Below are 26,977 nucleotides of genomic sequence, written 5' to 3' on the forward strand. Positions count from 1 at the left end.
CCGTGTCGGCGGAGCACCGAGGCCCGAACCGCCCGCGGTGTCTACGCTGGGTGGTGATGTCGGGCAGCCGCGCCGCCGGAAGAACCGGTGGCCTTACCAGCCGAGGAACCCCGTGAGTGACACCCCATTCGGATTCGGCCTTCCGCCGGAGGAGCCGGACGACGGCGACGAGGGCAAGAAGAAGGACCAGCAGAGCGGTGGTGGGCAGGGACCGGCCAACCCGTTCGGTTTCGGGCCCGGGGCCGGAGGCCTTGGCGGGCCCGGCGCCGACAATCCGCTCGCTGCCATGTTCGGCTCGCTGAACCCCACCGACCTGGGCGCCGCGTTCCAGCAGCTGGGCCAGATGCTCTCCTACGAGGGCGGCCCGGTGAACTGGGACATGGCCAAGCAGATCGCCCGCCAGACGGTCGCCCAGGGCACGTCGGACGGCACCAAGGACGCGAGCGTCGGCCCCGCCGAGCGCGCCGCCGTCCAGGAGGCCGTGCGCCTGGCCGACCTGTGGCTGGACGACGTGACGTCCCTGCCCTCCGGCGCGGCCTCCGCCGTCGCCTGGTCCCGCGCGGAGTGGGTCGAGGCGACCCTGCCGGCCTGGCAGGAGCTGGTCGACCCGGTCGCCGAGCGCGTGGGCACCGCCATGGGCGACGTGCTGCCCGAGGAGATGCAGGCCATGGCCGGCCCGCTGATCGGCATGATGCGTTCCATGGGCGGCGCCATGTTCGGCACGCAGATCGGCCAGGCCGTCGGCGTGCTGGCCGGCGAGGTCGTCGGCTCGACCGACATCGGCCTGCCGCTGGGCCAGGCCGGCAAGGCCGCCCTGCTGCCGGTGAACATCGAGAAGTTCGGCAAGGACCTGGGCGTCGCCCAGGACGAGGTGCGGCTCTACCTCGCCCTGCGCGAGGCCGCCCACCAGCGCCTGTTCACGCACGTGCCGTGGCTGCGCTCGCACCTGTTCGGCGCGGTCGACGGCTACGCGCGCGGGATCAAGGTCGACACCGCCAAGCTGGAGGACGTGGTCGGCCAGTTCGACCCGCAGAACCCGGAGCAGTTGCAGGACGCTCTCCAGCAGGGCATGTTCCAGCCGGAGGACACGCCGGAGCAGAAGGCCGCCCTGGCGCGTCTGGAGACCGCTCTGGCGCTCGTGGAGGGCTGGGTGGACGCGGTGGTCCACGCGGCCGCGAAGCCGCGTCTGACGTCCGCCGACGCGCTGCGCGAGACCCTGCGGCGCCGCCGGGCCTCGGGCGGTCCGGCCGAGCAGACGTTCGCCACGCTGATCGGTCTCGAACTGCGCCCGCGCCGGCTGCGGGACGCCTCGCGGCTGTGGGCGTCGCTCACCGACGCGCGCGGGGTGGACGGCCGGGACGGCCTGTGGGCCCACCCGGACATGCTCCCGACCGCCGCCGACCTGGACGACCCAGACGGCTTCGTGCACCGCGAGCAGCTGGACTTCTCCGAGCTGGACAAGATGCTCGGCGAGGCGGCGAGCGGCAACGCCCCCCAGCCCGACCTGCGCAAGAAGGACGCGGCCGAGGACGACAAGGGCCGCCGGGACGACAAGGGCCCGGACGGCGAGGACGGCGACGGCCGGGACGGCCGGGGCGAGGGCGACGGCGCCGAGTGAGCCTCCACGACGACGCGGTCCTCGTCCTCAAGGGGTACGAGGACCAGCCGGAGCTGCGCCAGGTCTACCTGGACCATCTGGCGGCCCACCCGGACGGCCTGTGGAAGGCGTGCACGGCCGGTCACATCACCGCGAGCGCCCTGGTCGTCGACCCCGAGCGCGGCCGGGTGCTGCTGACCCTGCACAAGAAGATGCGGATGTGGCTCCAGATGGGCGGCCACTGCGAGCTGGACGACACGACTCTCACGGCCGCCGCCCTGCGCGAGGCGACGGAGGAGTCGGGCATCGAGGGGCTGACCTTGGCGCCCGGCGGCCCGGTCCGTCTGGACCGCCATCCGACGCCGTGCGCCTGGCACCTGGACGTCCAGTACGCGGCGATCGCCCCGCCCGGCGCGGTGGAGTCCATCAGCGACGAGTCCCTCGACCTGCGCTGGTTCGACTACGACGCGGTCGCGGAGGTGGCCGACGAGTCGGTCGTCCGCCTGCTGGCGGCGACCCGCGCCAGGCTCTGACCCGGGCACACGGGTAAGGGGCGACCGCCATGACGGTCGCCCCTTACCTCTGCTCGTCTCTAGCTCGTCTCTGCTCGTCTCTGCTCGTCTCTGCTCGTCTCTGTGCAGCTCTGCCGCGTCGTGCGCGGCGGGCCCGGCTCAGCTCCAGGCGTTGCCCTGGTTCTGCCCCCGCGCTCCCTGCTGGCCCATGCCGAACTGCGCGGCGACGCCCTGCCCGATCACCGCGTTCTGCGGCGGCAGCAGCTCGCTGGGCTGGACGAGGGCGTAGCCGCTGCCCATGAAGCTCAGCTCCCAGCCCTCACCGGTGCTGCCGCGCCGCCGCCACACCCCCGAGGAGTGCGTCTGCGCCTGCATCTGCACCCGCAGGCCGGTGGACCAGGCGACGATGGCGTCGGCGTCGCAGTTGACGTACTTGTCGGGCGTCACCTGCATCAGCAGCGGCGCGCCGGAGGTCATCAGGGCGACCTTGCCGCGGCCGGTGATGTTCAGCTGGTACTTCCCGGAGCCGGAGATGCCGTAGACGCTGTCGACGGCGATGACCTCGTGGTGCAGCGAGGAGTCCATCGCCAGCACATAGCTGCTGTCCACCGTCAGGCCGTCCTGCTCGACGTCCATCACATGGACGTACTGGGCGAGGTTGGCCAGGTAGACGGTGCCCTGCCCGTGGCAGCGCATCAGGTCCAGGCCCTCGCCGGTGCGCGCCCGCGCGTAGGCCTGGCCGGTGTTCTGGTACTCGGCGTCGAACTCGACGAGTCCCTGGTAGGCGACCATCGTGCCCTTGCGGGCGAGGACGTCGTCGTGGCCCTCCAGGACGACGCGCAGCATCTGCTTGTTCTGGAGGCTCCAGCGCTCCTGGGTCTGGGCGTCGTTGAAGGCGAAAAGCGGGCTCTGCATGATTCCTGTTCCCCCTCAGCCCCGGACCCGGAGGCGGTCGGTGCTGTCCTCGCTGGGCTGTACGACGACGATGCCCGTGCCGGAGAAGGCCATCTGGTAGGCCTCGCCGCTGCCCCGGCCGATCAGGGACTGCGCCTTGAAGCTGCGCTTGCCCTTGACCTTCAGGTTCGGCGACCAGGCGACGAGGGCGTCCGGGTCGACGTAGGTCTCGTTCTCGCCGCCGCCGCAGTCGACGACGATCGGCGTGCCCCGGGAGGTGAGCGCGACCCAGCCCTGCCCGGAGATCTTCGTGTTCCACAGGCCCTGGCCCGCGAACTTCGCCAGTCCCTTGACCCGCTCGACGCCCCACTGGAGGCTCGCGTCGAAGGCCAGCAGGTTGGTGGCGTTCACCGAGATGGCGTCGCCGCCGAGGTTGATCACGACGACGTCGGCGCCGTAGTCGGCGAGGTAGAGCAGGCCGTCGCCGGTGCACTTCATCAGCGGGGCGCCCTCGCCGGTGATCCAGTCGCGGGCGATCTGGCGTACGGCCGGCGGGTTGGGCTCGTACTGGATGAAGCCTTCGTAGGCGACCATCGACCCCACGCGCGCGAAGAGGTCGTTGCCGGTCTGCAGGGCGACCTTCAGCATGTGGCTGCCGTGGTTCTCCATGCGGGCCGTGACGGGTGCGGGGGCGTAGCCCGCGAGCGGCTGGTTCATGACGGGCTCCCTCTAGACCTCGTACGGCTGGACGACGACGAAGTTGCCGGGCGCGGCCCGGAACTGCAGGTTGACGCCCTCTCCGGTGTGGCCGGGGTAGGCGTTGCGGCGCATCCGCACCTGGCTGGAGACGATCACCTGGGCGGCGGCGGACCAGGCGACGACGGCGTTGGAGTCGACGAACGTCGTCGGGGTCACCGGCAGCACGACGGGCGTGCCGTGCGTCTTGACGACGATGGTGCCGGTGCCCTGGAACTGCATCGTGAACAGCGCGCCGCCGGGGATGCCGTGCCCCTCGATGCGGCGGACCTCGTACTGGAGGCTCTCGTCGAAGGCGAGGACGTTCTCGGCGGAGACGCAGATCGCGTCGCCCTGGAGCTCGACCGGGTGCAGATGGGTGGACTCCTCGGCGAAGAACACCTGGCCCTGGCCCGTGCAGCGCATCAGCTGCATCTCCTGGCCGGTGGCGTTGCCGACGACGCGGCCGGCGAAGCCCGCGCCCTTGTAGCTGAAGTCGACCTTGCCCTGGTAGAGCACCATGCTGCCCTGCCGGGCCAGCACGGGCTGACCGCCGACGCCGAGGTCGGCGCGGATCAGCTTGCCGTTCTGCGGGGTCCAGCGCTGCCCGGTCGGCGTCTCCTTGTACTTCTGGAGCGCGGCGGCCACGCCGGCGCCCTGGGGAGCGGCGGCCTGCGGGACGCCGTAGGGCGCGCCCTGGCCAGGGACCTGGCCGGAGGGAGGCTGGCCGTAGCCGGGCGGCGTGGTGGGCTGGCCGTAGCCGGGCGGCGCGGTGGGCCGGCCGTAGCCGGGCGGAGGCGTCGGCCGGCCGTAGCCGGGCGGCGGGGGCGCGCTGGGGGCGGGGGGCTGGTGGCCGTAGGGCGGCGGCTGCTGGCCGGGGTGCCCGTAGGGCGCGGGGGCCGGCGCGGGGGGCGGGACGGTGCCGCCGGGGGGCGGGGACAGGGGCGCGACGATGGTCGGCGCGGCGTGCACGGAGGGCGTCGGCGTGTGCGGCGGGGTGGCCGCCGGGGGCGGCGTGTAGCCCTGGGGTGCGGGCGGCGGCGCGTAGCCCTGCGCGGCGGGCTGCGGCGCGGGCGGGGTGGACGCCGGTGGGGCGGAGGGCACGCCGAAGGCGGGCGGGGCGAAGCCCGGGGCGCCGCCGCTCTGCGGCTGCTGCGGGGCCTGCGCCGGGGCGGACTCCTCCTCCAGCACCTCGCCGCCGAAGTTCTTCAGCAGCGCGTCGAGGCCGCCGTCGAACCCCTGTCCGACCGCGGCGAACCGCCACACGTCCTTCAGGTAGATGTCGCCCAGCATCACGGCGCGCTCGGTGGAGAACTCCGAGCCGTCGAACGCGTACCGGGCCACTTCCTCGCCGCCCGCCACGATGCGCAGATACCCGGGGGCGATCTGCGACATCTGGCCGGCGCCGTCGATCGTCGCCGTGAACGCCAGCTTGTGGATCCGCGGCGGGATCCGGTCGAGCGTGACCCTGAAGGACTCCGTGTCGCCGGCCTGGGCGCCCAGAAGCTGAATGGCCTCCTCGGGGGACTTCGGCTGGTTGAAGAAGACGAAGTACCGGTCGTCCGAGAGCCGTTCGTCGGCGTCGAGGCCGAAGCAGCTGATGTCGAAGGTCAGTCCCGGGGCCGAGATCTGCACGCCGACGTACAGATCCGTGCCCGCGGTCAGGTCGCTGATCCTGGCCTTGTGGCCGCGTTGGAATTCCCTGGGCATGCCTGAGGACCGTCCCCCATCCCGAGTGCGAGTGCGTTGCGCCAGGCTAACGGCAAACCCGCACGCCGGGCCGAGTCGGTACAGACCCGGTACACAATCCCCGCCCGGGCGAGCCGGGCAGCCGGCGTCAGCGGGCCGGGGCGGGCGGTCGGTCCTCGTCCGGGTCCGGCAGGTGCGGCAGACGGCTCGCGGCCGCCACCCCTTCCAGGTAGCCGCGGGCCCGCTCGGTGCGCGGATACGCCTCCAGCAGCCGCCAGAAGCGGGGGCCGTGGCCGGGGACGAGCAGATGGGCCAGCTCGTGCAGGAGGACGTAGTCGACGACGTACTCCGGCATGCCCTTGAGACGGTGCGAGAGCCGGATGCTGCCCTCCGCCGGGGTGCACGAGCCCCAGCGGGTGTTCTGGTTGGTGACCCAGCGCACCGAGGCCGGCCGGGCGCGGCCGTCGAAGTACTGGGCCGACAGCCGCTCGGCGCGCGCGGCCAGCTCGCCGTCGCCGAGGGTGCGCCGGCTCTCCTGGGCGGCCAGCTTGTCGAGCATGACGCCCACCCAGCGCCGCTCCTCCGCCTCGGACATCCGGGCGGGGATCAGCACGATCGTCCGATCGCCCTCGCGGTACGCGGAGACCGTCCGGCGGCGGCGGTCGCTCCTGCGCACCTCGATCGCGCTCGCCGCCGCGCCGCTCGGCGGCGGACTCGTCTTGCTGCGCTGGGGGGCCTTGGCGCGGTGCAGTGGGTCGGCGGACACGCCCCGACCGTACCGGGTGCGGGCCGGAGAAGTCCCGGGTCGGGGACGGTTCCGTGCCGATCGCCCACCGACCGTCTGATTCGTACGACGAATACCCCCTGCCTGTGGACAACTTTCCGCACGGATTTCCCGGACCGGGCATGCTGGCTCCCGTCGGCGGAACAATGACCGGTTCTCCGGCGTACGCGGTCTTTCGGGCGTTTTCTGCTTTCGCTTTCGGCTTTCGGCTTGTTCCTTCTCACTTCGGGTTACGGGGGCTCACATGCATCCGGTGGTGAAGCCCGCGCTACGGCGCGGCTGGCGGGACCTGAACACCGTGCAGTTCGGGATGACCCCGGCGCACGCGCTCACGCTCGGCCCGCTCGACCCGGCCACGGGCGGCCTCCTCGAACTGCTCAACGGCGCCCGCGGCCTGCCGCTGCTGCGGGAGGAGGGGCGGCGGACGGGCCTGCCGGACGGGCAGGTGGACCGGCTGGTGCGGCGGCTGGCCGACGCCGGTTTGCTCGACGACGCCCGCGGCGGCGGGCCCGCGGCCGGGGCGCTGCGGCAGGACAAGGAGGTCATGGACCGGCTGCGGCCCGACCTCGCCGCGCTCTCCCTGGTGGCGCGCGGGCCGGGAGAGGCCGTCGACCGGCTGGCCGCCCGGCGCGGTCTGCGCGTGCGGGTGCGCGGGGCCGGCCGGGTCGGGGCGGTGCTGGCCGCCCTGCTGTCCGGCGCGGGGGTCGGCGAGGTCGACGTGCTCGACGGCGGCCGCGTCGAACCGTGGGACGTCGCCCCGGGCGGGCTGCCCGCCGAGGCCGTCGGCGAACGCCGCTCCGAGGCGGCGCGCCGCGCCGTGCGCCGCGCGGCCCCGGACCGCACGGCGCGCCGCGGACACCGCACCGGCTCCGCGGGGGACGAGCCCGGCCACGGCCTGGTGATCATCGCCCCGCGCGACGACCTGGACGTGCACGCGCCCGACCCGGCCACGGCGGCCTCCCTGATCGCCTCGGGCACCCCGCACCTGTACGCCGGGGTGGTGGAGGCCACCGGCGTGGTGGGCCCGCTCGTCCTGCCCGGCCAGACGAGCTGCGCCGAGTGCCTGCACCGGGACCGCGCGGAGCGGGACGGGACCTGGCCGCGACTGGTCGCCCAGTGGCGCTCGGGCAGAGCCCGCCCGGTGCGGCCCTGCGACCTGGCGCTGGCCACGACCGTCGCCGGGCTCGCGGCGGCGCACGCGCTGGCCTTCCTGGACGGGGAGACCCCTTCCAGCGCGGGCGTCCGCTGGGAGGTGTCCGCGCCCGGACTGAACTGGCACGGGCGGCCGGTGTGGCCGCATCCGGACTGTCCCTGCGGCGCGGCGCACGGGACCGTGGCGGAAGACACCTCAAAAGAGGGCGAGCCACGCGCGACAATGGCTGGGCAACGGCCGTCACCGACGCCCTGCCGTCAGGCAGCTCGGGCGGCACGGCCGGCTGGGACTTGGAGGGCGCATGTCTGATCTTCCCCGCAAGGCGGTCACCCGGACCGCCAAGCTCGCCGCGCTCCCGCTCGGCTTCGCCGGGAGAGCGACCTGGGGACTCGGCAAGAGGATCGTGGGCGAGTCCGCGGAGATCGTCGGCCGCGAGTTGCAGCAGCGCACCGCCGACCAGCTCTTCAAGGTCCTCGGCGAGCTGAAGGGCGGGGCCATGAAGTTCGGGCAGGCCCTGTCCGTCTTCGAGTCGGCGCTGCCCGAGGAGGTCGCCGGGCCCTACCGGGCGGCGCTGACCAAGCTCCAGGAGGCCGCGCCGCCGATGCCGACGCGCACCGTGCACGCCGTGCTGGCGGAGCGGCTCGGCGAGGACTGGCGCGACCTGTTCGTGGAGTTCGAGGACAAGCCGTCCGCGGCCGCCTCGATCGGACAGGTGCACCGGGCGGTGTGGCACGACGGCCGCGAGGTGGCGGTGAAGGTGCAGTACCCCGGCGCCGGCGACGCCCTGCTGTCGGATCTGAGCCAGCTGAGCCGGTTCGCCCGCCTTCTGGGCCCGCTGATCCCCGGCATGGACATCAAGCCCCTGATCACCGAGCTGCGGGACCGCGTCTCCGAGGAACTGGACTACGGCCTGGAGGCGGGGGCGCAGCAGGCGCACGCGGCGGAGTTCGCCGACGACCCGGACGTCGTCGTCCCCGCGGTGGTGCACCAGCGCGAGCAGGTCCTGGTCACCGAGTGGATCGACGGCGTGCCGCTGTCGGAGGTGATCGCGGACGGCACCCGGGAGCAGCGCGACCGGGCCGGCCAGCTGCTGGCCCGGTTCCTCTTCTCCGGTCCGGCCCGCACCGGCCTGCTGCACGCCGACCCGCACCCGGGGAACTTCCGGCTGCTGCCCGGCGGCCCGGACGGCGCGGCGGACTGGCGGCTGGGCGTGCTGGACTTCGGCACCGTGGACCGGCTGCCGGGCGGGCTGCCGGCGCCGATCGGCCAGTCCCTGCGGATGACGCTGGACGGCGAGGCCGACGCGGTCTACGACATGCTGTGCGCGGAGGGCTTCGTCAAGGAGTCGATCGAACTGGACCCGGAGGCGGTCCTCGACTACCTGCTGCCGATCATCGAGCCGGCGCGGGTGACGGAGTTCACGTTCACCCGTGGCTGGATGCGTGGTCAGGCGGCCCGTATCGCCGATCCCCGCTCCCCCGCCTACCAGTTGGGCAAGCGGCTGAACCTGCCGCCGTCCTATCTGCTGATCCACCGGGTGACGCTGAGCACCATCGGGGTGCTGTGCCAGCTGGGGGCCACCGTGCGGCTGCGGGAGGAGCTGGAGGAGTGGCTGCCCGGCTTCGTCGCCGAGCCGGAGGAGGACCGCCCCGAGGAGGACCGGGAGACCGCCGCCGAGGCATGACCCGACGGCCCACCTCGACGGGCCCCGGCGGGCCGGCATGCCCCGGCGGGGCTCCAGCTGGCTGGCTGGCTGGCCCCGGTGGGGCGGACGCGCGGCGGGGGCCGGTCCGTTCGGTCGGGCCGGCCCCCTCGACGGGTCGCCTCTGCGGGCGGTGCTCACCTCGCGGTGAGCGGGTGGATCAGTGCATGACCGCCATCGCGAGCGCGCGGCGGGCGCGCCGCGAGGCGCGCTCGGCGCGGCGCTGCATCCGGCGGGCGGTCACCACGCGCAAGGCGTGGCGCTCCGCGTCCACCTCCCGCAGTCGCTCGTGCATATGCGCACGTGCCATGGCTTCGGGGATGAGTTGCATCTCTCGGGTCCTGTTCTGGCGCGAGTCGTTCGCGCCGGTGGTGGTGACGTCTTCGGTCGCGGAGCCTGCGGGCTCGCTGGTGGACGGCTTCATCGGGGCCTGCTTCTGGGGGTCTCGCGTGAGGGGACGGTCGATGGTTCCTGGGGTGTTCATGCTGTGACCGGGTTCTTGCGCGGGCGGCCGCGGGGCCGCTTCCGGGCGACGACGACACCCTGGACGAACAGCTCGCCGCCCCAGACGCCCCACGGCTCGCGCCGCTCCTTGGCGCCGGCGAGGCAGGCCTCCATCAGCGGGCAGGTGCGGCACAGGGACTTGGCGTACTCCACGTCCGCCGGCGACTCGGCGAAGAAGACCTCCGGGTCGTAGGAGCGGCAGGGGACGGGCACGCCGAGGTTCTCGATGGCGTCGTCGAGCGCGGTGAGCGCGGTGAGGGGGATCAAGGTCGGGTCCTCCGTGAGACCGGGCTTGGGGATCGTGTCGGAAGGCGGTACGGACGGGGCGTGCGCTTCGAGTTGCACGGTTCGTCTTCCTCGTCTGGTCGTTCCGGCCGGTGGGCCGGGTGGCGGCTGGGTACCGGGTCTTTTCTTGTCCCGAGGCCCCTTCGCTCCGTCGTCCCCGTTCGGGGAAAACAGAAGGGCCGCGGATCCCGGATGGGGTTCCGCGGCCCTGAAGGCGCCGGCCTGATCGACGATCAGGCTGGATCACTCCAGGGTTCTGGCCCACGGAAGGCCCACATCAGGTGGTGCTGCGTCGTCTGCTTCCGGTCGCCGGCACCGGCCGCCGTAAAGGCATAGGCATGCGCCCGTGCCGCTACCGCTTCCAGTGCCTTGGTCGGTCGCTCATTGCCCTCGCGGACGGGAAGACCCGTCAGCGGCAGGGAGGACTCCGGACGCGCGGCGGAAATGCCGGACAGACCGGTGCCCTGGTCCGAGACGCCGAGCATGCACAGGGAGACGACCGAGCGATCGGTCAGTTTGGCGGTGCTGACGAAGCTGCTGATGCTGATCACTGGAATCGCCTCCTCTCGGCGTCTAGGGGGACCGGGTGACACCGGTCCGCATGGATATGCAAGTAGAGCACGAAAACGGGGCCTCAGGAAGGCCGCTGTCCCCGTGACCAAGAACCTATGGGGATTGCCGGGGCATGCGCAAACTATTTTTCCGACGAGTTGGCATCAGTCCCCGCTCTCCTCGTCCCCGGGCTCCTGGCCTGCGCAGATGGCGAGCACATCGGCTCCGTGACGGCGCAGCTTGCGCAGGCCGACACCGGGGATGCGGGCCAGCTCGCGCTCGTCGTCGGGAGCGGCCTCGGCGATGGCCATCAGCGTCCTGTCGGTGAAGACGCAGAAGGCCGGCAGCCCGCCGCGCCGCGCCTGCCCCTCGCGCCACTCGCGCAGCCGCTCGTACAGGCCCTCGTCCATGTCGGAGGGGCAGTCGTCGCAGCGCATCAGCTTCATCTCGCCGGCGTCGGTGAGCGTGCGGCCGCACACCCGGCAGCGGGCCGGGACGCGCTGCACGCGCCGCCGCACGTCCGGCTGGGCGCTCGTCCGCCCGGCGGACGCGCCGAACCCGCGCTCGACGCCTCCGGCCGCCGCCGGGGCCGCCCGGCCGGTCCGGCCCGCCGAGCCGGGGCGCAGTCCGTCGAGGAACCGGCTGGGGCGGCGGTTCGGGCGGCCGCCGGGAGAGCGCGCCAGCGACCAGGACACGTACAGGCGCTCGCGGGCGCGGGTTACGCCGACGTAGAGCAGGCGGCGCTCCTCCTCGATCTGCTCGTCGGTGCGGGCGTAGGCGATCGGCATCATGCCCTCGGCGACGCCGACCAGGAAGACGGCGTCCCACTCCAGGCCCTTGGCCGAGTGCAGCGAGGCGAGGGTGACGCCCTGGACGGTGGGCGCGTGCTGGGAGTTCGCCCGCTCGTCCAGCTCGGCGACCAGGTCGGCCAGGGTGGCGCCGGGCCGGGCGGCGGCGAAGTCCTGGGCGAGGTTGACCAGGGCGGCCAGCGACTCCCAGCGCTCCCGGACGGCGCCGGAGCCGGCCGGCGGCCGCGGTGTCCAGCCCTCGCCGGAGAGCACGGCGCGCACCTGCGAGGGCAGGTCGACGGCGTCGTCCAGGAGGTGGTCGTTGCCGCCGAAGCGGGCCGCGCCGCGCAGGGCGACGCCCGCCTTGCGCACCTCGGGCCGGTCGAAGAAGCGCTCGGCGCCGCGCAGCTGGTAGGGGACGCCGGCGTCGGCGAGGGCCTGTTCGTAGGTCTCGGACTGGGCGTTCGTGCGGAACAGGATCGCGATCCCGCTCGCCGGGACGCCCGCGGCGAGCAGGTCCCGGATGCGGCGGGCGGCGCTCTCGGCCTCGGCGGGCTCGTCGGGGTGCTCGGTGTACTCGGGTTCGGGGCCGGCGGGCCGCTGGGAGATCAGTTCCAGCCGGTGGTCGGCGGCGCGGCCGCGGGCCTGGGCGAGCAGTCCGTTGGCGAGGTGGACGACCTGCGGGGTGGAGCGGTAGTCGCGCACCAGCTTGACGACGGTGGCGCCGGGGTGGCGGGCCCGGAAGTCGAGGAGGTGGTCGGGGGTTGCTCCCGTGAACGAGTAGATCGTCTGGCTGGCGTCGCCCACGACGCACAGGTCCTCCCGGTCCCCCAGCCACAGCTCCAGCAGCCGCTGCTGGAGCGGGCTGACGTCCTGGTACTCGTCCACCACGAAGTGCTGGTACTGGGAGCGGACCTGTTCGGCGATGTCGCGCCGGTCCTGGAGGACGGCGACGGTCAGCAGCAGGACGTCCTCGAAGTCGATGACCGAGCGGTCCCGCTTGAGGTCCTCGTAGACGGAGTAGAGCTGCGCGATCTCGGCCGCGTCGCGCGGTGTCGAGCGGCCGGCCTTCGCGGCTGCGAGGGTGTAGTCGGCCGGGACGGTCTGGGTGACCTTGGCCCATTCGATCTCCGCGGTGACGTCCCGCAGCTCGCCCCGCTCCAGCCGGACGCGGCAGGCGGCGGCCGCGTCCGCGACGAGCTGGATCTTGCGGTCGACGAGACGGGGCATGCCGCCGCCGATCGCTTTCGGCCAGAAGTACTGGAGCTGGCGCAGGGCCGCGGAGTGGAAGGTGCGGGCCTGCACGCCGTGCGCGCCGAGCTGGCGCAGCCGGCCGCGCATCTCGCCGGCGGCGCGGTTGGTGAAGGTGACGGCGAGCACGCTGGCCGGCTGGAGGATCCCGGCCCGCACCCCGTAGGCGATGCGGTGGGTGATGGCGCGGGTCTTGCCGGTGCCGGCGCCCGCCAGCACGCACACCGGACCGTGCAGCGCGGTGGCCACCTCGCGCTGCTCCGGGTCGAGCCCGTCCAGCACGGCGTCGGCGGAGTCCGGTACCCGCGGGAAGAGGGTGGAGTGCGTTGCTGCTGTCACACAGCCATGCTGCCAGGTCCCACGAGACGGCCGAGGCGGTTGTCCACAGGCGCGGCCTTGCGGTCGTACTAATGCGACGGGCGTCACGCCTCCGCCTCGCGGTACCCCCCGTGGGAATGACGGAGCGGCGCCGTGCGTTCCCTCACTGCGACCAACGACCCCGACCCGCCGAAGGAGCGCGAGAGACATGCCGGGCACCGTGACGATGTACAGCACCACGTGGTGCGGCTACTGCCGCCGGCTCAAGAGCCAGATGGACCGCGAAGGCATCGCCTACACCGAGATCAACATCGAGCAGGACCCGGACTCCGCGGCCTTCGTCGAGAAGGCCAACGGCGGCAACCAGACGGTTCCGACCGTGCTCTTCGAGGACGGTTCGACGCTGACGAACCCCTCGCTGGCGCAGGTCAAGCAGAAGATCGGCGTCTGAGGGCGATCGCCCGCCGCTCGGTTCCCGGGCGGCTCGCGGCCCCGCGCCGGCCTCACGAGAAGGCGGCCCCCGACGATGTCGGAGGCCGCCTTCTCGTTGCTCGCGCGCTCGCGTGCGCTCAGACGAAGCCCCGGGTCGGCAGCGGCTTGCCGTACCACAGCTCGATCAGCCGGGCCGCGATGGAGATGCCGTAGGGCGGCAGGACCTCGCCGGACTCGAAGGCCGCCCGCAGCTCCTCGCGGGAGAACCAGCGGGCCTCGTGGATCTCGTCCCCGTCGACGTCGATCTCCGTCGAGGTGGCGTGCGCCATGAAGCCCAGCATCAGGCTGGAGGGGAACGGCCAGGGCTGGCTGGCCACGTACTCCACCCGGCCGACGGCGATGCCGACCTCCTCCTGCACCTCGCGGCGCACCGACGCCTCGATGGACTCGCCGGGCTCGACGAAGCCGGCCAGCGTGGAGAAGCGGCCCTCGGGCCAGTGCACCTGGCGGCCGAGGAGGATGCGGTCCTCGTCGTCGGTGACGGCCATGATCACCGCGGGGTCGGTGCGCGGGTAGTGCTCGGCGCCGCAGGCCGCGCAGCGGCGGATGTGACCGGCGGCGGCGATCATGGTGCGCTCGCCGCAGCGGGAGCAGAAGCGGTGCAGGCGCTGCCAGTTCTCCAGGGCCACCGCGTGCACCATCAGGCCGGCGTCGCGCGGCGACAGCAGCAGACCCGCCTCGCGCAGGCCGGCCGCGCGGGCGGACTGGTCCATGCGGCCGGGCAGCGAGTCCTTCTGGAGCGCGAAGTAGCTGACGCCGTCCTCGTCCGTGCCCAGGAAGTAGCGGTGCGCCTCGGTGAGCGGGGCCTCGAAGGAGGGCGTCATGACGAGCTCGGTGCGGCCGTCGGGCGTCTCGTCGATGAGCACCTGGCCGCCGGAGACCACGAAACAGCGGGTCGAGGGGTGGCTCCAGGCCGCGGCGAGCCAGGCCTCGTCCAGCCGGTGGTGGGCGGCCCGGTCGACGCCGCTGGGCGCGGTGAGCGAGATGGGGCGGTCGGTGGTGTGGTCGGTCCAGGTGGTCACGGGTGCTTCCAACTCCCCCAGTACGGCAACGGTGGTGTTCGGCGGCGGTTCGGCGGGACGTAGGGCGGGAGGCGATCGGTCCGGCGGCGCCCGGCGGGGGCGCGGCGGCCTTTTCAGTGTGCTCCGCACGGGCGATGTGCTCCGCATGGGCGGGGTGCCCGTGCGGGACGGGGCCCCGGGCGGCGGCCGTCCCTCAGGACGCCTCGCGCCAGTGCTCGGCGAGGTCGCCCCACAGGTACGCGCTGGTCTCGACGCCCTTGAACAGCAGGTCGAGCTCGACCTTCTCGTTCGGGGCGTGCCAGCCGTCGGAGGGGACGGAGATGCCCAGGAAGAGGACGGGTGCGCCCAGGACCTCCTGGAGGTCGGCGGCCGGGCCCGAGCCGCCCTCGCGGGTGAAGAGGACCGGTGTGCCGAAGGCGCGGCCCATGGCGCGGGCGACGGACCGCAGGGCCGGGTGGTCCAGCGGGGTCAGGCACGGGCGGGTGGCGGCGGCGAACACCGTCTCGTGCCGGATGCCGTCGGGCACCTGCTCGTCCACCCAGGCGCGGACGGCCTTCTCGATGTGGTCGGGGTCCTGGCCCGCGACCAGCCGGAAGGACAGCTTGACCATCGCCGAGGCCGGGATGATCGTCTTGCTGCCGGGGCCCTGGTAGCCGCCGCCGATGCCGTTGACCTCGGCGGTGGGACGGGCCCAGACGCGTTCCAGGGTGGTGTGCCCGGCCTCGCCGTGGGCGGCGTACGACTTGGCGGTGCGCAGCCAGCGGGCCTCGTCGAAGGGCAGCTCGGCGAAGAGCTCGCGCTCGCGGTCGGTCAGCTCCACCACGCCGTCGTAGAAGCCGGGGACGGCCACGCGCGCGTGCTCGTCGTGCAGGGCGGCGACCAGGCGGGCGGCGGCGGTGGCCGGGTTGGGCACGGCGCCGCCGAACGAACCGGAGTGGATGTCCTGGTCGGGGCCGTACAGCCGGATCTCGCACTCGGCGAGGCCGCGCATCCCGGTGCATACCGTCGGGGTGTCCTCGGACCACATGCCGGTGTCCGAGACGACCACCGCGTCGGCGGCGAGCCGGTCGGCGCGGCTCTCCACCAGCGCCCGGAAGTGCGGGGAGCCGGACTCCTCCTCGCCCTCGATCAGCAGCTTGAGGTGGACGGCCGGGGCGGTGCGGCCGGTGGCGGCGAGATGGGCGCGGACGCCGAGTGTGTGGAAGAACACCTGGCCCTTGTCGTCCGCCGCGCCGCGCGCGTAGAGGCGGCCGTCGCGCACCTCGGGTGCGAAGGGCTCGCTGTCCCAGCCGTCCTCGCGGGCGGCCGGCTGCACGTCGTGGTGGCCGTAGACGAGGACGGTCGGGGCGTGCGGGTCCTCGGCCGGCCAGTGCGCGAAGACGGCCGGGGCGCCGGGCGTCGGCCAGACCTCGACGGTCGGGAAGCCGGTCTCCAGGAGCTTGGCGGCGAGCCAGTCGGCGCTGCGCTGTACGTCGGGCGCGTGGTCGGGCTGGGCCGACACGGAGGGGATGCGGAGCCACTCGGCGAGGTCGTCGAGGAAGGCGCTGCAGTGCTGCTCGATGTACGTGCGGACGGCGCTGTCCGGGGTCTGGCTCATGCTCCCGAGCCTAGCGGCACTCGGTGCCATCCGGTTCGGGCGGTTCGTCACACCGCCTCGCCGTCCGGCTCCGCCAGCAGCAGCCGTTCCAGCGCGGCCCGGCCCGGCAGGCTGCGCGGACGCACCACCTCGCCGGTGCGCACGTACACGAACGCGGCCGTGACGCGCTCCAGCGGTACGCCGTGCTGCTCGGCCCAGGCCAGCCGGTACACGGCGAGCTGGAGCGGGTCGGCGGTGCGCGAGCGGCTCGTCTTCCAGTCGACGATCTCGTACGTCGCGTTCTCGCCGTCGCCCTCCCGGTAGACGGCGTCGATCCGGCCCCGTACGACCCGGCCGGCGACGGCGAGCTGGAACGGGGTCTCGACGCGCAGGGGGGTGCGGTGCGCGTACTCGGTGCGTTCGAACGCCTCCTTGAGGGCTTCCAGGTCGCGTTCGTCGGCGATCTCGGCGTCGGCGCCGGGCAGCTCCTCCGGTTCCAGCATGGGCAGGGTGAGCGCCTCGAAGCGGGTCTCGACCCAGGCGTGGAAGCGGGTGCCGCGCCGGGCGGCGGGCTGCGGGGGGCTCGGCATGGGGCGCGCCAGCTCCCGCGCGAAGCCCTCCGGGTCGGCGGCCAGGCGCAGCAGTTGCGTCGCGGTCAGCGTGGTCGGCAGGGGCACGTCGGTGACGCTCTGCCGGGCGCGCCGCAGTTCCCCGGCGAGCGCGTCCAGGTCGCGGTCCCAGGAGGCCATGACGCGGGCCTCCTCCGGGGTGAGGGGGGCGTCCGGGCGGTCGTCCTCCGGGGCGGGGGCGGTCCCTGCGGTGTCGGGCTCGGGGGCGGTCTCCAGGGCGTCAGGGTCGGGGGCCATCTCTGCGGGCTCGGGGTGGGGCTGGGCTCCTGGTTCCTCCGGGGGCAGCGTCTGGTGCGGGATCGCGGGGCGGTCGCCGCTCCAGGAGTCCCAGTCGCCGGGGTCCTCGTCGGCGAAGGGGGCGTCCTCGTCGTAACCGGGTTCGTCGTAACCGGGTTCGTCGTAACCGGGTTCGTCGTAGGGCGGCTCGTCGTCCTCCGGGGGCGGGGGCCAGTCGGGGTCGTCGTGCGTTCCTGCGGCCCGGGCCGGGCGCGCGGTGTCGTCCGCGCGCGCGGCGAGGGCGTCCAGGTGGGCGCGGACGGTCGCGGCGGCGGCGCGGCGGCGGCGCAGCGCCGTCTCGTCCAGGGGCAGCGGCCAGACCTGGTCGGCGGCGGCCCCGTGCAGGGCCGGGTTCTCCGCGTCCTCGGCCGGTTCGTCCGTCCACACCTCGGTCTCGCCGTGTCCGGCGGCGCAGTGGTCGTGCAGCGCCAGGAGGAAGTCGGACGGGCCGCGGCGCCTCTTCTGGGTGGGGCCCCACCAGTGGCCGGAGCCGAGGAGCAGGGAGCGGGGGCGGGTGAAGGTGACGTAGCCGAGGCGCAGTTCCTCGGTGTGCTGGTGGTCCTTCATGGCCTCGTGGAAGGCCTTCATGCCCTTGGCGTCCCAGGCGGCGATGTCGGGCAGGGTGTCGGCGTCGCCGCGCAGGGCGTGCGGGAGCACCTTGGCCTGGGCGGTCCACTTCTCGCGTCCCTGGGCGCTCGGGAAGGTGCCGGTGACCAGTCCGGGTACGGCCACGACGTCCCACTCCAGGCCCTTGGACCGGTGCGCGGTGAGCACCTTGACGGTGTTCTCGCCGCCGGGCAGCGCGTTGTCGAGGCCCTTCTCGTACTGGGCGGCGGTGCGCAGGAAGCCGAGGAACGCCAGCAGGGACGCCTCGCGCTCGGTGGCGGCGAAGGAGGCGGCGACGTCCAGGAAGTTCGACAGGGTCTCGCGGCGGCGGGCGGCCAGGGCGTGCGGGGACGCCGACAGCTCCACCTCCAGGCCGGTGACGGCCAGCACCCGGTGCAGTACGTCCATCAGCGGGTCGGACAGCGCGCGGCGCAGGTCGCGCAGTTCGGCCGCGAGCCGGGCGAAGCGCACCCGCGCCTCCGGCGAGAACGGCAGCCGGTCGTCGTCCCCGCGCGCGTCCAGCGGGGTCTCCAGGAACGTGTCGAGGGCGTCGGCGAGCGAGATCACCTCGGCCGGGTCGACGCCTTCGACGGCCTCGGCGAGCCGGCGGTCCGGGTCGTCGTCGGCCACGCGCGCGTGTGCCACGAGCAGCCGGGCCCGCCGGCCCAGGAGCGCGAGGTCGCGCGGCCCGATCCGCCAGCGCGGGCCGGTCAGCAGCCGTACCAGGGAGGCGTTGGCGCCCGGGTCCTGGAGGACCTCGCAGACGGCGACGAGGTCGGCCACCTCGGGCAGGTGCAGCAGCCCGGACAGGCCGACCACCTCGACGGGCACGTCACGGGCGACCAGGGCGCCCTGGATCTCGGCGAAGTCGGCCGCCGTGCGGCACAGGACGGCGATCTCGCCGGGCGCCGTCCCGGTGCGCACCAGGTGGGCGACGGAGTCGGCGAGCCAGGCCATCTCCTCGGCGTGGGTGGGCAGCAGCGCGCAGCGCACCAGGCCGTCGCGTTCGGCGCCGGGGGCCGGGCGCAGCGCCGCCACGCCCGCGTGCATGGCGCGCAGCGGTGCGGCGAGGCCGTTGGCGAGGTCGAGCAGGCGGCCGCCGCTGCGGCGGTTCTCGCTGAGCGCCTGCCGGGTGGCGGGGCGTCCGTCGGCGTGCGCGAAGTGGTCGGGGAAGTCGTCCAGGTTGGCGACCGAGGCGCCGCGCCAGCCGTAGATCGCCTGGCAGGGGTCGCCCACGGCGGTCACCGGGTGGCCGGTGCCGGCGCCGAAGAGGCCGGCCAGCAGGATGCGCTGGGCGACCGAGGTGTCCTGGTACTCGTCCAGCAGGACGACCCGGAACTCCTCGCGCAGCAGCCGGCCGACCTCGGGCAGCCGCGCGAGGCGGGCGGCCAGCGCGATCTGGTCGCCGAAGTCGAGCAGGTCGCGCTCCCGCTTGGCGGCCCGGTAGCGCAGCACCAGCCCGGCCAGTTCCCGGCGGGCGGCGGCCGTCTCGGGGACCTTGCGCAGGTCGGCGTTGGACAGCTTGGCGCTCTCCAGCTCGCCCAGCAGCCCGGCGTCCCACGCGCGCAGGTCCTCGGGGCGTACGAGGTGCTCGGCGAGGTCGGCGTCGAGGGCGAGGAGGTCGCTGACCAGGTCCGGGAAGGAGCGGGTCAGCGCCGGGTAGGGGCCGGGGGCCTCGCGCAGCACGCGCGCGGCGAGCTGGAAGCGGGTGGCGTCGGCCAGCAGCCGGGTGCTCGGTTCGAGGCCGATGCGCAGGCCGTGGTCGGTCAGCAGACGGCCGGCGAAGGCGTGGTAGGTGGAGATCACCGGTTCGCCGGGCGGGCTGTCCGGGTCGATGACGTCCGGGTCGGTGACGCCGGCCCTGATCAGCGCCTTGCGGACGCGCTCGGCCAGTTCGCCGGCGGCCTTGTTGGTGAAGGTGAGGCCGAGCACCTGTTCGGGGGCGACCTGGCCGGTGCCGACCAGCCAGACCACGCGGGCGGCCATCACGGTCGTCTTGCCGGACCCGGCGCCGGCCACGATCACCTGCGGGGCGGGCGGCGCGACGATGCAGGCCGTCTGCTCCGGGGTGAACGGGATCCCCAGGAGCTCCTTGAGCTGTTCGGGGTCGGTGATACGGGCGGGCACGTCGAAGAGGCTAGCGGCGGGCACTGACACCGGGCGCCGGACCGCCCCGCCGGGTCGGGAAACGCCCAGGTCAGCTCGGGTGGTGCGGTTCGTCACGTGCCTGGCGCCACGGACGTCGCGTGCTCCGCGCGTCTCACTCCACCACGTGGCGGCCCTCCGGGCGGGCGCTGCACGAGGACCGGAACGAGCAGTGCGCGCAGTGCGCTCCCGCGGTCGGCGTGAACCGCTCGTCCAGGACCTTGCCCGCGGCGGTCGCCAGCAGATCGCCGACCCACTCCCCCGCCAGCGGCTCCTGGGCCTGCACCTTGGGCAGGCTCTCGCCGCCGTCCCGCTTGGCCGCGCCCTGGCGCAGCTGGACGAGTTCGGCGCCGCCCGGCTCGGGCCGTACGCCGTCGAACGCCTCGTCCACGGCGCCCTCGCGGACGGCCAGCTGGTAGACGGCCAGCTGCGGGTGGCGGGCCACCTCGGCGCCGGTGGGGGCCTGCTTGCCGGTCTTGAAGTCGACGACGTAGGCGCGGCCCTCGCCGTCCGCCTCGACCCGGTCCATGGAGCCGCGGATGCGCACCTGGTGCCCGCCGGCGGTCAGGGTCACGTCGAAGGTGTGCTCACTGGCCACCGCGGTGCGCCCGGAGCGGTCCAGGACGTGCCACTTCAGGAAGCGTTCGAGCGCCACGCGCGCGTTGTCGCGTTCCTGGGACGACTTCCAGGGCGCGTCGAAGGCGAGGGCGTTCCACACGGTCTCCAGGCGCTCCATGAGGACCGCGAGGTCGGCGGGGGTGCGGCCGGAGGCGACCTCATCGGCCAGGACGTGGACCACGTTGCCGAACCCCTGGGCGGCGCTCGCGGGCGTGTCGGCCTTCACCTCCCGGCCGAGGAACCATTGCAGGGCGCAGGTGTTGGCGAGTTGGTCCAGGGCGCTGCCGGACAGCACGACGGGCTGGTCGCGGTCGCGCAGCGGCACCTTGCTCGCGGTCGGCTCGGCCATGCCCCACCAGCGGTCCGGGTGCGCGGTGGGGACCAGCGGGCGGCCCTCGTCGTCGGCGAGCGCGGCGAGCCGGGCCAGCCGGCGGGCGGCGGCCGCCCTGAGGGCCTCGGACGCGTCCGGGTCGACGGTCGTTGCGCGCAGCTCGGCGACGAGCGCCGCCACGGACAGCGGGCGGCGGGGGCGGCCGGTGACGTCCTGGGGCGCGACGCCGAGTTCGGCCAGGAAGCGGGAGGGCTGGTCGCCGTCCTCGGCGGGGGCCTTCACCGCGGTGACGACCAGCCGTTCGCGCGCGCGGGTGGCGGCCACGTAGAACAGCCGGCGCTCCTCGGCCAGCAGCGCGCCCGGGGTGAGCGGTTCGGCGAGTCCGTCGCGGCCGATGCGGTCGGCCTCCAGCAGGGAGCCGCGGCGGCGCAGGTCCGGCCACAGGCCCTCCTGGACGCCCGCGACGACGACCAGCCGCCACTGGAGGCCCTTGGAGCGGTGCGCGGTCATCAGGCGCACGGCGTCGGGGCGTACGGCGCGCCGGGTGAGCGTGTCGGCGGCGATGTCCTGGGCCTCGATCTCCTCCAGGAAGTTCAGCGCGCCCCGGCCGCCGGTGCGCTCCTCGGCCCGGCCCGCGGTCGCGAACAGCGCGCACACGGCGTCCAGGTCCCGGTCGGCGTTGCGGCCGGCCGCGCCGCCGCGGCGCGCCGCCCGCTCCAGACGGCCGGGCCACGGCGTGCCCTCCCACAGGTCCCACAGCGCCTCCTCGGCGGTGCCGCCGCCCGCCAGGCGCTCCCTGGCCTTCCTGAGGAGCGCGCCCAGGCGCTGGGCACCCCGCGCGTACGCCGGATCGTGCGCCACCAGGCGCTCCGGTTCGGCCAGCGCGCGGGCGAGCAGCGCGTCGGAGGGGGGCGGTACGGGATTGCCCGCGGCCCGCTCCTCCTCGCGCAGGGCGCGGCCGAGGCGGCGCAGGTCGGCGGTGTCCATGCCCGCGAGGGGGGAGGCGAGGAGGGTGAGGGCGGTCTCGGTGTCAAGCCAGCAGGGGGCGGGGGGCTCTTGCGAGTCCCGCACCGGGGCGGACTCCGCCGGATCGGATACCGCCGGCTCGGAGTCCACCGGATCGGATACCGCCGGCTCGGAGTCCACCGGATCGGAGTCCACCGGATCGGAGTCCGCCGACTCGGCCGCCCCGGGCTCGGCCGCCTCGGGTGTCGGTCCCGGGCCCGTCGGCTCGGAGCGGTGGGCCGCCGCCTCCGCCGTCGCCACCGCGCGCAGGGCCGTCAGCAGCGGGGCCACCGCCGGTTCGTGCCGCAGGGGCAGGTCGTCGCCGTCGACGTCCAGGGGGACGCCGGCCGCCGTCAGGGCGCGCCTCAGGGTGGGTATCGTGCGGGCGCCGGCACGCACCAGGACGGCCATCTCGCCCCACGGGACGCCGTCCTCCAGGTGGGCGCGGCGCAGGATGTCGGCGACGTTGTCCACCTCGGCGCCCGGCGTCGGGTACGTGTGCACCTCGACGCGGCCGCCGTCCCGCTCGGCGACCAGTTCGCGGTGGGCGCGGACCTTGTCCGCCGGGAGGCGGGTGAGCGGCATGCGCCGGGTCAGCTCCCGGGTCGCGTTCAGCAGCGTGGCCCCGGAGCGGCGCGAGGTGCCCAGCACCGCGACGGGCGCGGGGGCGCCGTCCACGCGCGGGAAGGTCTGCGGGAACTGCAGGATGCCGTTGACATCGGCGCCCCGGAAGGCGTAGATCGACTGGTCGGGGTCGCCGAAGGCGAGCAGGGTGCGGCCGCCCCCGGCCAGCGCGCGCAGCAGCCGTACCTGCGCCGGGTCGGTGTCCTGGTACTCGTCGACGTAGACCGCGTCGTACCGCGCGGCGAGGCGGTCGGCGACCTCGGGGCGGCGGGCGAGGAGCACCGCGCGGTGGACGAGTTCGGCGTAGTCGAGCACGCCCTGGAGGTCGAGGACGTCGAGGTACTCGGCGAGGAAGACGGCCGCGGCCTGCCAGTCGGGGCGGCCGATGCGGCGCGCGAAGGCGGCCAGGGCGCCCGGTCCGAGGCCCAGTTCGCGGCTGCGGGCGAGGACCGCGCGGACCTCGTCGGCGAAGCCCCGGGTGGTCAGGCAGGCGCGCAGCTCGTCCGGCCAGCGCACGTGCGCGAGCCCCAGCCGCTCCAGGTCGGCCTGGCCCGCCAGCAGGTCGCGGACGGTGACGTCCTGCTCGGGGCCGGACAGCAGCCGCAGCGGCTCCACGAACAGGCCGCTGTCCTGGTGGGCGCGGACCAGGGCGTAGCAGAACGAGTGGAAGGTGGTCGCGCGGGGCGCGTGCGCCGCTCCGGTGCGCAGCGCCATGCGGTCGCGCAGTTCGACGGCGGCCTTGCGGCTGAACGTCAGCACCAGGAGCCGTTCGGGGTCCTGGCCGCGGGCGACACGGCGGGCGACGGACTCGACCAGGGTGGTGGTCTTGCCGGTGCCCGGACCGGCGAGGACGAGCAGGGGCCCGGTCTCGTGGCCGACGACGGCCTGCTGGACGGGGTCGAGGCGCGGGGGGTCCGGCGCCGCCGGAGGGGTGCGCACCAGCCGGTAGGCGCCATGGTCGCCCTGCCGTACCTGGAGGTGCGGCAGGGGCCTGGTGCTGGGGGAGGTGCTCACGTGGTTCGCCGGTCCTGGTGGGGTGCGGGGGTCTGTTAGCGTCGGCGCCGGGCGCCGGGGTCGCGGAGGCCCTCTCCGAACGGATGTTCCTACGGATGTTCCTTTGGAGGAGAGGTTCCGTCCGAAGGTCCCGTCCGGACGGAGGTCCCCTCCGAACGTACGGCATCTCGGGAACGTCCCCGGATTCGCCCGTACGGGCCACGGGCTCCCCCCGGGGCCGCCGGATGGCGGAAGCTGTCAGGTGTGACCCTGCGCACGTCCCCCGCTGCCGCCGTCCCAGCGCGCCCGCCCCATGTCGAGCCGGGGCAGATGGCCCTCGGCCGCCCTGCTCGCCTCCTTCAGGGGCGTGCCCTCGGCGCGGTAGTGGTCCAGGGCGCGCAGTTCGTGGCCCGGGAGGAGCTTCCCGTCGGCGCGTACCACCCGCCACCAGGGCACGGCTCCGCCGTACAGCGCCATCACCCGGCCGACCTGGCGCGGTCCGCCCGCCTCCAGCCATTCGGCGACGTCGCCGTAGGTCATGACGCGGCCCGGCGGGACCAGCTCGGCGACCTCCAGGACCCGCTCGGCGTACTCGGGCAGCGCCTCGGCCGGCCCCGCGCCGCCGTCGCCCCCCGCGCTCACTTCGCTCATCCGCCCCATCCTGCCGTACCGCACCGACAGTGCGCGGGCCCCCGGACGGGATGTGCCCCTCGCCGCCGCGCCGTGCTTCCGGCAGACTGGCGGACCCCGCACCCGCACCCTGATGCCCCCGTGTGTCGGTGGGGCATGCCACCATCGTGCGGGCGGTGACCGGTGATACGAGACCAAGAAGAGAGCATGAAGCAGCAGGGTGTGCACCCCGACGGCGCGGAGGGCACCTCTGGGGTCTCGTCGCGCCCGGACCCGGGCGCCGGCGGCGCGGACCAGGATCGTACGGCGGACCAGGATCGTATGACGGACCAGGGCCGTTCGGCCGATGACCAGGAACGTTCGACCGAGGAGCGCGACGACCGCCCGGCCGACGAACGAGACGACCGCCCGGCCGAGGACCAGGGCCGTTCGGCCGACGAGCGGGCGGCCTCGGGGCGGCGGCCGGAGCAGCCGGGCGGCGCGGAGGTGACCCACATCGACGAGGTGGAGGGCGACGAACCGCTGCTCCCCGCGCGCGTGCACCGGCCCTCGGACCTGATGCGGCTCCTGGTGGGCGTGCTCGCGATCGTGATCCTCCTGGCGATCGCCGCGTTCGCGCACGGCACCACCTCGGGCCTCGAACAGGACATCAACAAGGGCACCGGACAGGCGCCCGACCTGCTCATCAAGATCGCCGGCCTGGTGTCCAGCATCGCGATCCTGCTGGTGCCGGTCGCCTTCGCGATCGAACGCCTGATCAAACGCGACGGGCTGCGCATCGCCGACGGCGTCCTCGCGGCGGTCCTCGCGCACGGGGTGACGCTCGCCACCGACCTGTGGGTGGCCAAGGCCGCCCCGCACTCGATCCAGGAGGCGCTCACCCAGCCCTCCCCCGGCGACCTGCACGCGCTGACCGACCCGGTGCACGGCTATCTCGCCCCGGTCATCGCCTACATGACCGCGGTCGGCATGTCCCGCAGACCGCGCTGGCGCTCGGTGCTGCTGATCGTGCTGCTGCTGGACGCCTTCTCGATGCTGGTCACCGGCTACACGACACCGTTCTCGATCATCCTGACGGTGCTGATCGGCTGGACCATCGCCTACGGCACCCTGTACGCGGTCGGCTCGCCGAACGTACGGCCCACCGGACGGACCCTCATGGCGGGCCTGCGCACCGTGGGCTTCCACCCCGTCAGCGCGGCCCGCGAGGAGCTGGCGGAGACCGCGGCGGAGAACGGCGACCGGGGCCGGCGCTACTTCGTCACCCTGGAGGACGGTCCGCCGCTGGACGTCACGGTCGTCGACCGCGAGCAGCAGGCGCAGGGCTTCTTCTACCGGGTGTGGCGCAACCTCACCCTGCGCGGCTTCGCCACCCGCAGCAGCCTCCAGTCGCTGCGCCAGGCCCTGGAGCAGGAGGCGCTGCTCGCGTACGCGGCGATCGCGGCCGGCGCCAACGCGCCCAAGCTGATCGCGACCTCCGAGCTGGGCCCCGACGCCGTGATGCTGGTCTACGAGCACACCGGCGGGCGCACCCTGGACTCGCTGGCCGACGAGGAGATCACCGACGCGTTGCTGCACCACACCTGGCAGCAGGTGCGGGCGCTCCAGTCGCGGCGCATCGCGCACCGCAGGCTCGCGGGTGACGCGATCGTGGTGGATCGTTCCGGCAGGGTGGTCCTCACCGATCTGCGCGGCGGTGAGATCGCGGCCGGCGATCTGCTGCTGCGCATGGACGTGGCACAGCTGGTGACGACGCTCGGCCTGCGGGTGGGCGCCGAGCGCGCGGTGGCCTCCGCGGTCGGCGTGCTGGGCCCCGACGCGGTCGCCGACTGCCTGCCGATGCTCCAGCCCATCGCGCTGACCCGCGGCACCCGCGCCACGCTGCGCAGGCTGGCGCGGGAGCGGGCGCAGCGGGAGCGCGAGGCGGTTCTGGAGGCGTCCCGGCAGGCCAAGCTGGCCCGGCTGGAGCAGGCCGAGAAGGACGGCGCCGGACAGCCCGCGGCCGACGGCCCCGGCCGGCCGGACGGGACCGACCAGGCCGAAACGACGGCCGCAGGGGCCGAAAAAGCCGAAAAGGCCGAGCGGACCGAACGACTCGAACGCACCGAGCGGACCGAGCGGACCGAGCGGACCGACAAGCGCGACAAGGGCGCCAAGAAGGCGGAGCGGGCCGAGGCGCGGGCCGAGAAGCGGGCCATCGACGAGGCCATAGAGGAGGCCCGCGAGGAGGATCTGCTGACGCAGATCCGGCACCAGGTGCTGCGGATCAGGCCGCAGGCGCCGGTCGAGCCGGCCCGGCTGGAGCGGGTGCGGCCGCGCACCCTGATCAGTTTCATCGCGGGCGCCATCGGCGCGTACTACCTGCTGACCCAGCTCACGCACCTCCAGTTCGGCACGCTCTTCGTGCACGCCCAGTGGGGCTGGCTGATCGCGGCGGTGCTGTTCTCGGCGCTCAGCTACGTGGCCGCTGCGATGGCGCTGCTCGGGTTCGTACCGGAGCGGGTGCCCTTCGTGCGGACCGTGGCGGCGCAGGTCGCCGGGTCGTTCGTGAAGATCGTCGCGCCGGCGGCGGTCGGCGGCGTGGCCCTGAACACGCGCTTCCTCCAGCGCGCCGGCGTACGCCCCGGGCTCGCGGTGGCCAGCGTCGGCGCGTCGCAGTTGTTCGGGCTCGGCTGCCACATCCTGATGCTGCTGTCGTTCGGCTATCTGACCGGCACCGAGAAGACGCCGTCGCTCTCGCCGTCCCGGACGGTCATCGCGGGTCTGCTGACGGTCGCGGTGCTGGTGTTGGTGGTCACCTCGGTGCCGTTCCTGCGGAAGTTCGTCGTCACGCGCGTACGGTCGCTGTTCGCGGGCGTCGTGCCGCGCATGCTGGACGTGCTCCAGCGGCCGCAGAAGCTGATCACCGGCATCGGCGGCATGCTGCTGCTGACGGCCTGCTTCGTGATGTGTCTGGACGCCTCGATCCGGGCGTTCGGCGACGAGTCGACCTCGCTGAGCATCGCCAGCGTCGCGGTCGTCTTCCTGGCCGGCAACGCGCTCGGCTCCGCCGCGCCGACCCCGGGCGGCGTGGGCGCGGTCGAGGCGACGCTGACGGTCGGTCTGATCGCCGTGGGGCTGCCCAAGGAGGTGGCCGCGCCCGCGGTGCTGATGTTCCGGCTGCTGACCCTGTGGCTGCCGGTGCTGCCGGGCTGGCTGGCCTTCAACCACCTCAGCCGCAAGGGATCCCTGTAGCCGCAGCCGCAGAGGGTCCCTGTCGCCGCAGC

General features: G+C 74.2%; 19 protein-coding genes. 6 read left to right on the forward strand and 13 right to left on the reverse strand.

Going from position 1 to position 26,977, the window contains the following annotated elements; all coding sequences use genetic code 11:
- The first annotated feature begins 112 nt into the window (after positions 1 to 112).
- On the forward strand, positions 113 to 1,618 hold the full coding sequence (locus ABEB07_RS01955) for a zinc-dependent metalloprotease (protein ID WP_176150434.1): 1,506 nt from the start codon (positions 113 to 115) through the stop codon (positions 1,616 to 1,618).
- Complete coding sequence (locus tag ABEB07_RS01960) at positions 1,615 to 2,130, forward strand: NUDIX hydrolase (protein ID WP_176150433.1); 516 nt, start codon at positions 1,615 to 1,617, stop codon at positions 2,128 to 2,130. The genes ABEB07_RS01955 and ABEB07_RS01960 overlap by 4 nt, the downstream gene beginning before the upstream one ends.
- 138 nt (positions 2,131 to 2,268) lie before the next feature.
- Here the strand turns inward: ABEB07_RS01960 and ABEB07_RS01965 are convergent, their stop codons facing one another.
- The 4 genes from ABEB07_RS01965 to ABEB07_RS01980 all read right to left on the reverse strand — a co-directional run bounded on the left by ABEB07_RS01965 (position 2,269) and on the right by ABEB07_RS01980 (position 6,193).
- On the reverse strand, positions 2,269 to 3,024 hold the full coding sequence (locus ABEB07_RS01965; RefSeq protein WP_176150432.1) for an AIM24 family protein: 756 nt from the start codon (positions 3,022 to 3,024) through the stop codon (positions 2,269 to 2,271).
- Between the two features lie 15 nt (positions 3,025 to 3,039).
- Entirely contained in the window at positions 3,040 to 3,720 is a 681-nt protein-coding gene (locus tag ABEB07_RS01970) for an AIM24 family protein (protein WP_164587765.1), read from the reverse strand.
- 12 nt (positions 3,721 to 3,732) lie between these two features.
- Complete coding sequence (locus tag ABEB07_RS01975; protein ID WP_345666719.1) at positions 3,733 to 5,448, reverse strand: TerD family protein; 1,716 nt, start codon at positions 5,446 to 5,448, stop codon at positions 3,733 to 3,735.
- A gap of 127 nt (positions 5,449 to 5,575) precedes the next feature.
- A complete protein-coding gene (locus tag ABEB07_RS01980; protein ID WP_176150430.1) occupies positions 5,576 to 6,193 on the reverse strand; it encodes a M48 metallopeptidase family protein in 618 nt (205 codons plus the stop codon).
- Between the two features lie 262 nt (positions 6,194 to 6,455).
- Here ABEB07_RS01980 and ABEB07_RS01985 point away from each other — a divergent pair, with 262 nt between their 5' ends.
- Together ABEB07_RS01985 and ABEB07_RS01990 are read left to right on the forward strand one after the other, a co-directional pair.
- Positions 6,456 to 7,673, forward strand: a complete 1,218-nt coding sequence (locus ABEB07_RS01985) for a TOMM precursor leader peptide-binding protein (RefSeq protein WP_345666721.1) — start codon at positions 6,456 to 6,458, stop codon at positions 7,671 to 7,673.
- A complete protein-coding gene (locus ABEB07_RS01990; RefSeq protein ID WP_345666722.1) occupies positions 7,666 to 9,048 on the forward strand; it encodes an ABC1 kinase family protein in 1,383 nt (460 codons plus the stop codon). The genes ABEB07_RS01985 and ABEB07_RS01990 overlap by 8 nt, the downstream gene beginning before the upstream one ends.
- A gap of 178 nt (positions 9,049 to 9,226) precedes the next feature.
- Here the strand turns inward: ABEB07_RS01990 and ABEB07_RS01995 are convergent, their stop codons facing one another.
- From ABEB07_RS01995 to ABEB07_RS02010, 4 genes are all read right to left on the reverse strand, one after another.
- Positions 9,227 to 9,550: a hypothetical protein gene (locus ABEB07_RS01995; RefSeq protein WP_164587617.1), complete on the reverse strand. Its 324-nt coding sequence runs from the start codon at positions 9,548 to 9,550 to the stop codon at positions 9,227 to 9,229.
- Positions 9,547 to 9,915 (reverse strand): WhiB family transcriptional regulator, encoded by a 369-nt coding sequence (locus ABEB07_RS02000; RefSeq protein ID WP_030183342.1) that lies wholly within the window; start codon positions 9,913 to 9,915, stop codon positions 9,547 to 9,549. The genes ABEB07_RS01995 and ABEB07_RS02000 overlap by 4 nt, the downstream gene beginning before the upstream one ends.
- Positions 9,916 to 10,088: 173 nt before the next feature.
- On the reverse strand, positions 10,089 to 10,406 hold the full coding sequence (locus tag ABEB07_RS02005; RefSeq protein ID WP_176150427.1) for a hypothetical protein: 318 nt from the start codon (positions 10,404 to 10,406) through the stop codon (positions 10,089 to 10,091).
- 165 nt (positions 10,407 to 10,571) lie between these two features.
- The gene (locus ABEB07_RS02010) at positions 10,572 to 12,785 is read right to left on the reverse strand and encodes an ATP-dependent DNA helicase UvrD2 (protein ID WP_345666723.1); all 2,214 of its coding nucleotides are present in this window, start codon (positions 12,783 to 12,785) and stop codon (positions 10,572 to 10,574) included.
- 187 nt (positions 12,786 to 12,972) lie between these two features.
- On the opposite strand from ABEB07_RS02010, the gene ABEB07_RS02015 reads away from it, so the two are divergent.
- Positions 12,973 to 13,215: a mycoredoxin gene (locus tag ABEB07_RS02015; RefSeq protein ID WP_345666724.1), complete on the forward strand. Its 243-nt coding sequence runs from the start codon at positions 12,973 to 12,975 to the stop codon at positions 13,213 to 13,215.
- 118 nt (positions 13,216 to 13,333) lie between these two features.
- Here the strand turns inward: ABEB07_RS02015 and nudC are convergent, their stop codons facing one another.
- From nudC to ABEB07_RS02040, 5 genes are all read right to left on the reverse strand, one after another.
- Entirely contained in the window at positions 13,334 to 14,278 is a 945-nt protein-coding gene (nudC, locus tag ABEB07_RS02020; protein ID WP_176150417.1) for an NAD(+) diphosphatase, read from the reverse strand.
- Positions 14,279 to 14,471: 193 nt separating this feature from the next.
- Complete coding sequence (locus ABEB07_RS02025) at positions 14,472 to 15,875, reverse strand: dipeptidase (RefSeq protein WP_345666725.1); 1,404 nt, start codon at positions 15,873 to 15,875, stop codon at positions 14,472 to 14,474.
- Between the two features lie 47 nt (positions 15,876 to 15,922).
- Positions 15,923 to 19,492 (reverse strand): UvrD-helicase domain-containing protein, encoded by a 3,570-nt coding sequence (locus tag ABEB07_RS02030; protein ID WP_345666726.1) that lies wholly within the window; start codon positions 19,490 to 19,492, stop codon positions 15,923 to 15,925.
- 133 nt (positions 19,493 to 19,625) lie between these two features.
- A complete protein-coding gene (locus ABEB07_RS02035; protein WP_345666727.1) occupies positions 19,626 to 23,102 on the reverse strand; it encodes an ATP-dependent helicase in 3,477 nt (1,158 codons plus the stop codon).
- A 237-nt stretch (positions 23,103 to 23,339) separates the two neighbouring features.
- Positions 23,340 to 23,732: an MGMT family protein gene (locus ABEB07_RS02040; protein ID WP_176150413.1), complete on the reverse strand. Its 393-nt coding sequence runs from the start codon at positions 23,730 to 23,732 to the stop codon at positions 23,340 to 23,342.
- Positions 23,733 to 23,918: 186 nt separating this feature from the next.
- Between ABEB07_RS02040 and ABEB07_RS02045 the strand changes: the two genes are divergently transcribed.
- A complete protein-coding gene (locus ABEB07_RS02045; RefSeq protein ID WP_345666728.1) occupies positions 23,919 to 26,945 on the forward strand; it encodes a lysylphosphatidylglycerol synthase transmembrane domain-containing protein in 3,027 nt (1,008 codons plus the stop codon).
- Positions 26,946 to 26,977: the final 32 nt, after the last annotated feature.

It is taken from the genome of Streptomyces similanensis, assembly GCF_039543625.1.
Lineage (GTDB): Bacteria > Actinomycetota > Actinomycetes > Streptomycetales > Streptomycetaceae > Streptomyces > Streptomyces similanensis.

Coding starts and splice junctions, on each gene's coding strand:
- ABEB07_RS02015 (WP_345666724.1), top strand. CDS start 12,973: ATGCCGGGCACCGTGACGATGTACAGCACCACGTGGTGCGGCTACTGC.
- ABEB07_RS01985 (WP_345666721.1), top strand. CDS start 6,456: ATGCATCCGGTGGTGAAGCCCGCGCTACGGCGCGGCTGGCGGGACCTG.
- ABEB07_RS01975 (WP_345666719.1), bottom strand. CDS start 5,448: ATGCCCAGGGAATTCCAACGCGGCCACAAGGCCAGGATCAGCGACCTG.
- ABEB07_RS01995 (WP_164587617.1), bottom strand. CDS start 9,550: ATGAACACCCCAGGAACCATCGACCGTCCCCTCACGCGAGACCCCCAG.
- ABEB07_RS01965 (WP_176150432.1), bottom strand. CDS start 3,024: ATGCAGAGCCCGCTTTTCGCCTTCAACGACGCCCAGACCCAGGAGCGC.
- ABEB07_RS02045 (WP_345666728.1), top strand. CDS start 23,919: ATGAAGCAGCAGGGTGTGCACCCCGACGGCGCGGAGGGCACCTCTGGG.
- ABEB07_RS02040 (WP_176150413.1), bottom strand. CDS start 23,732: ATGAGCGAAGTGAGCGCGGGGGGCGACGGCGGCGCGGGGCCGGCCGAG.
- ABEB07_RS02025 (WP_345666725.1), bottom strand. CDS start 15,875: ATGAGCCAGACCCCGGACAGCGCCGTCCGCACGTACATCGAGCAGCAC.
- ABEB07_RS01970 (WP_164587765.1), bottom strand. CDS start 3,720: ATGAACCAGCCGCTCGCGGGCTACGCCCCCGCACCCGTCACGGCCCGC.
- ABEB07_RS01990 (WP_345666722.1), top strand. CDS start 7,666: ATGTCTGATCTTCCCCGCAAGGCGGTCACCCGGACCGCCAAGCTCGCC.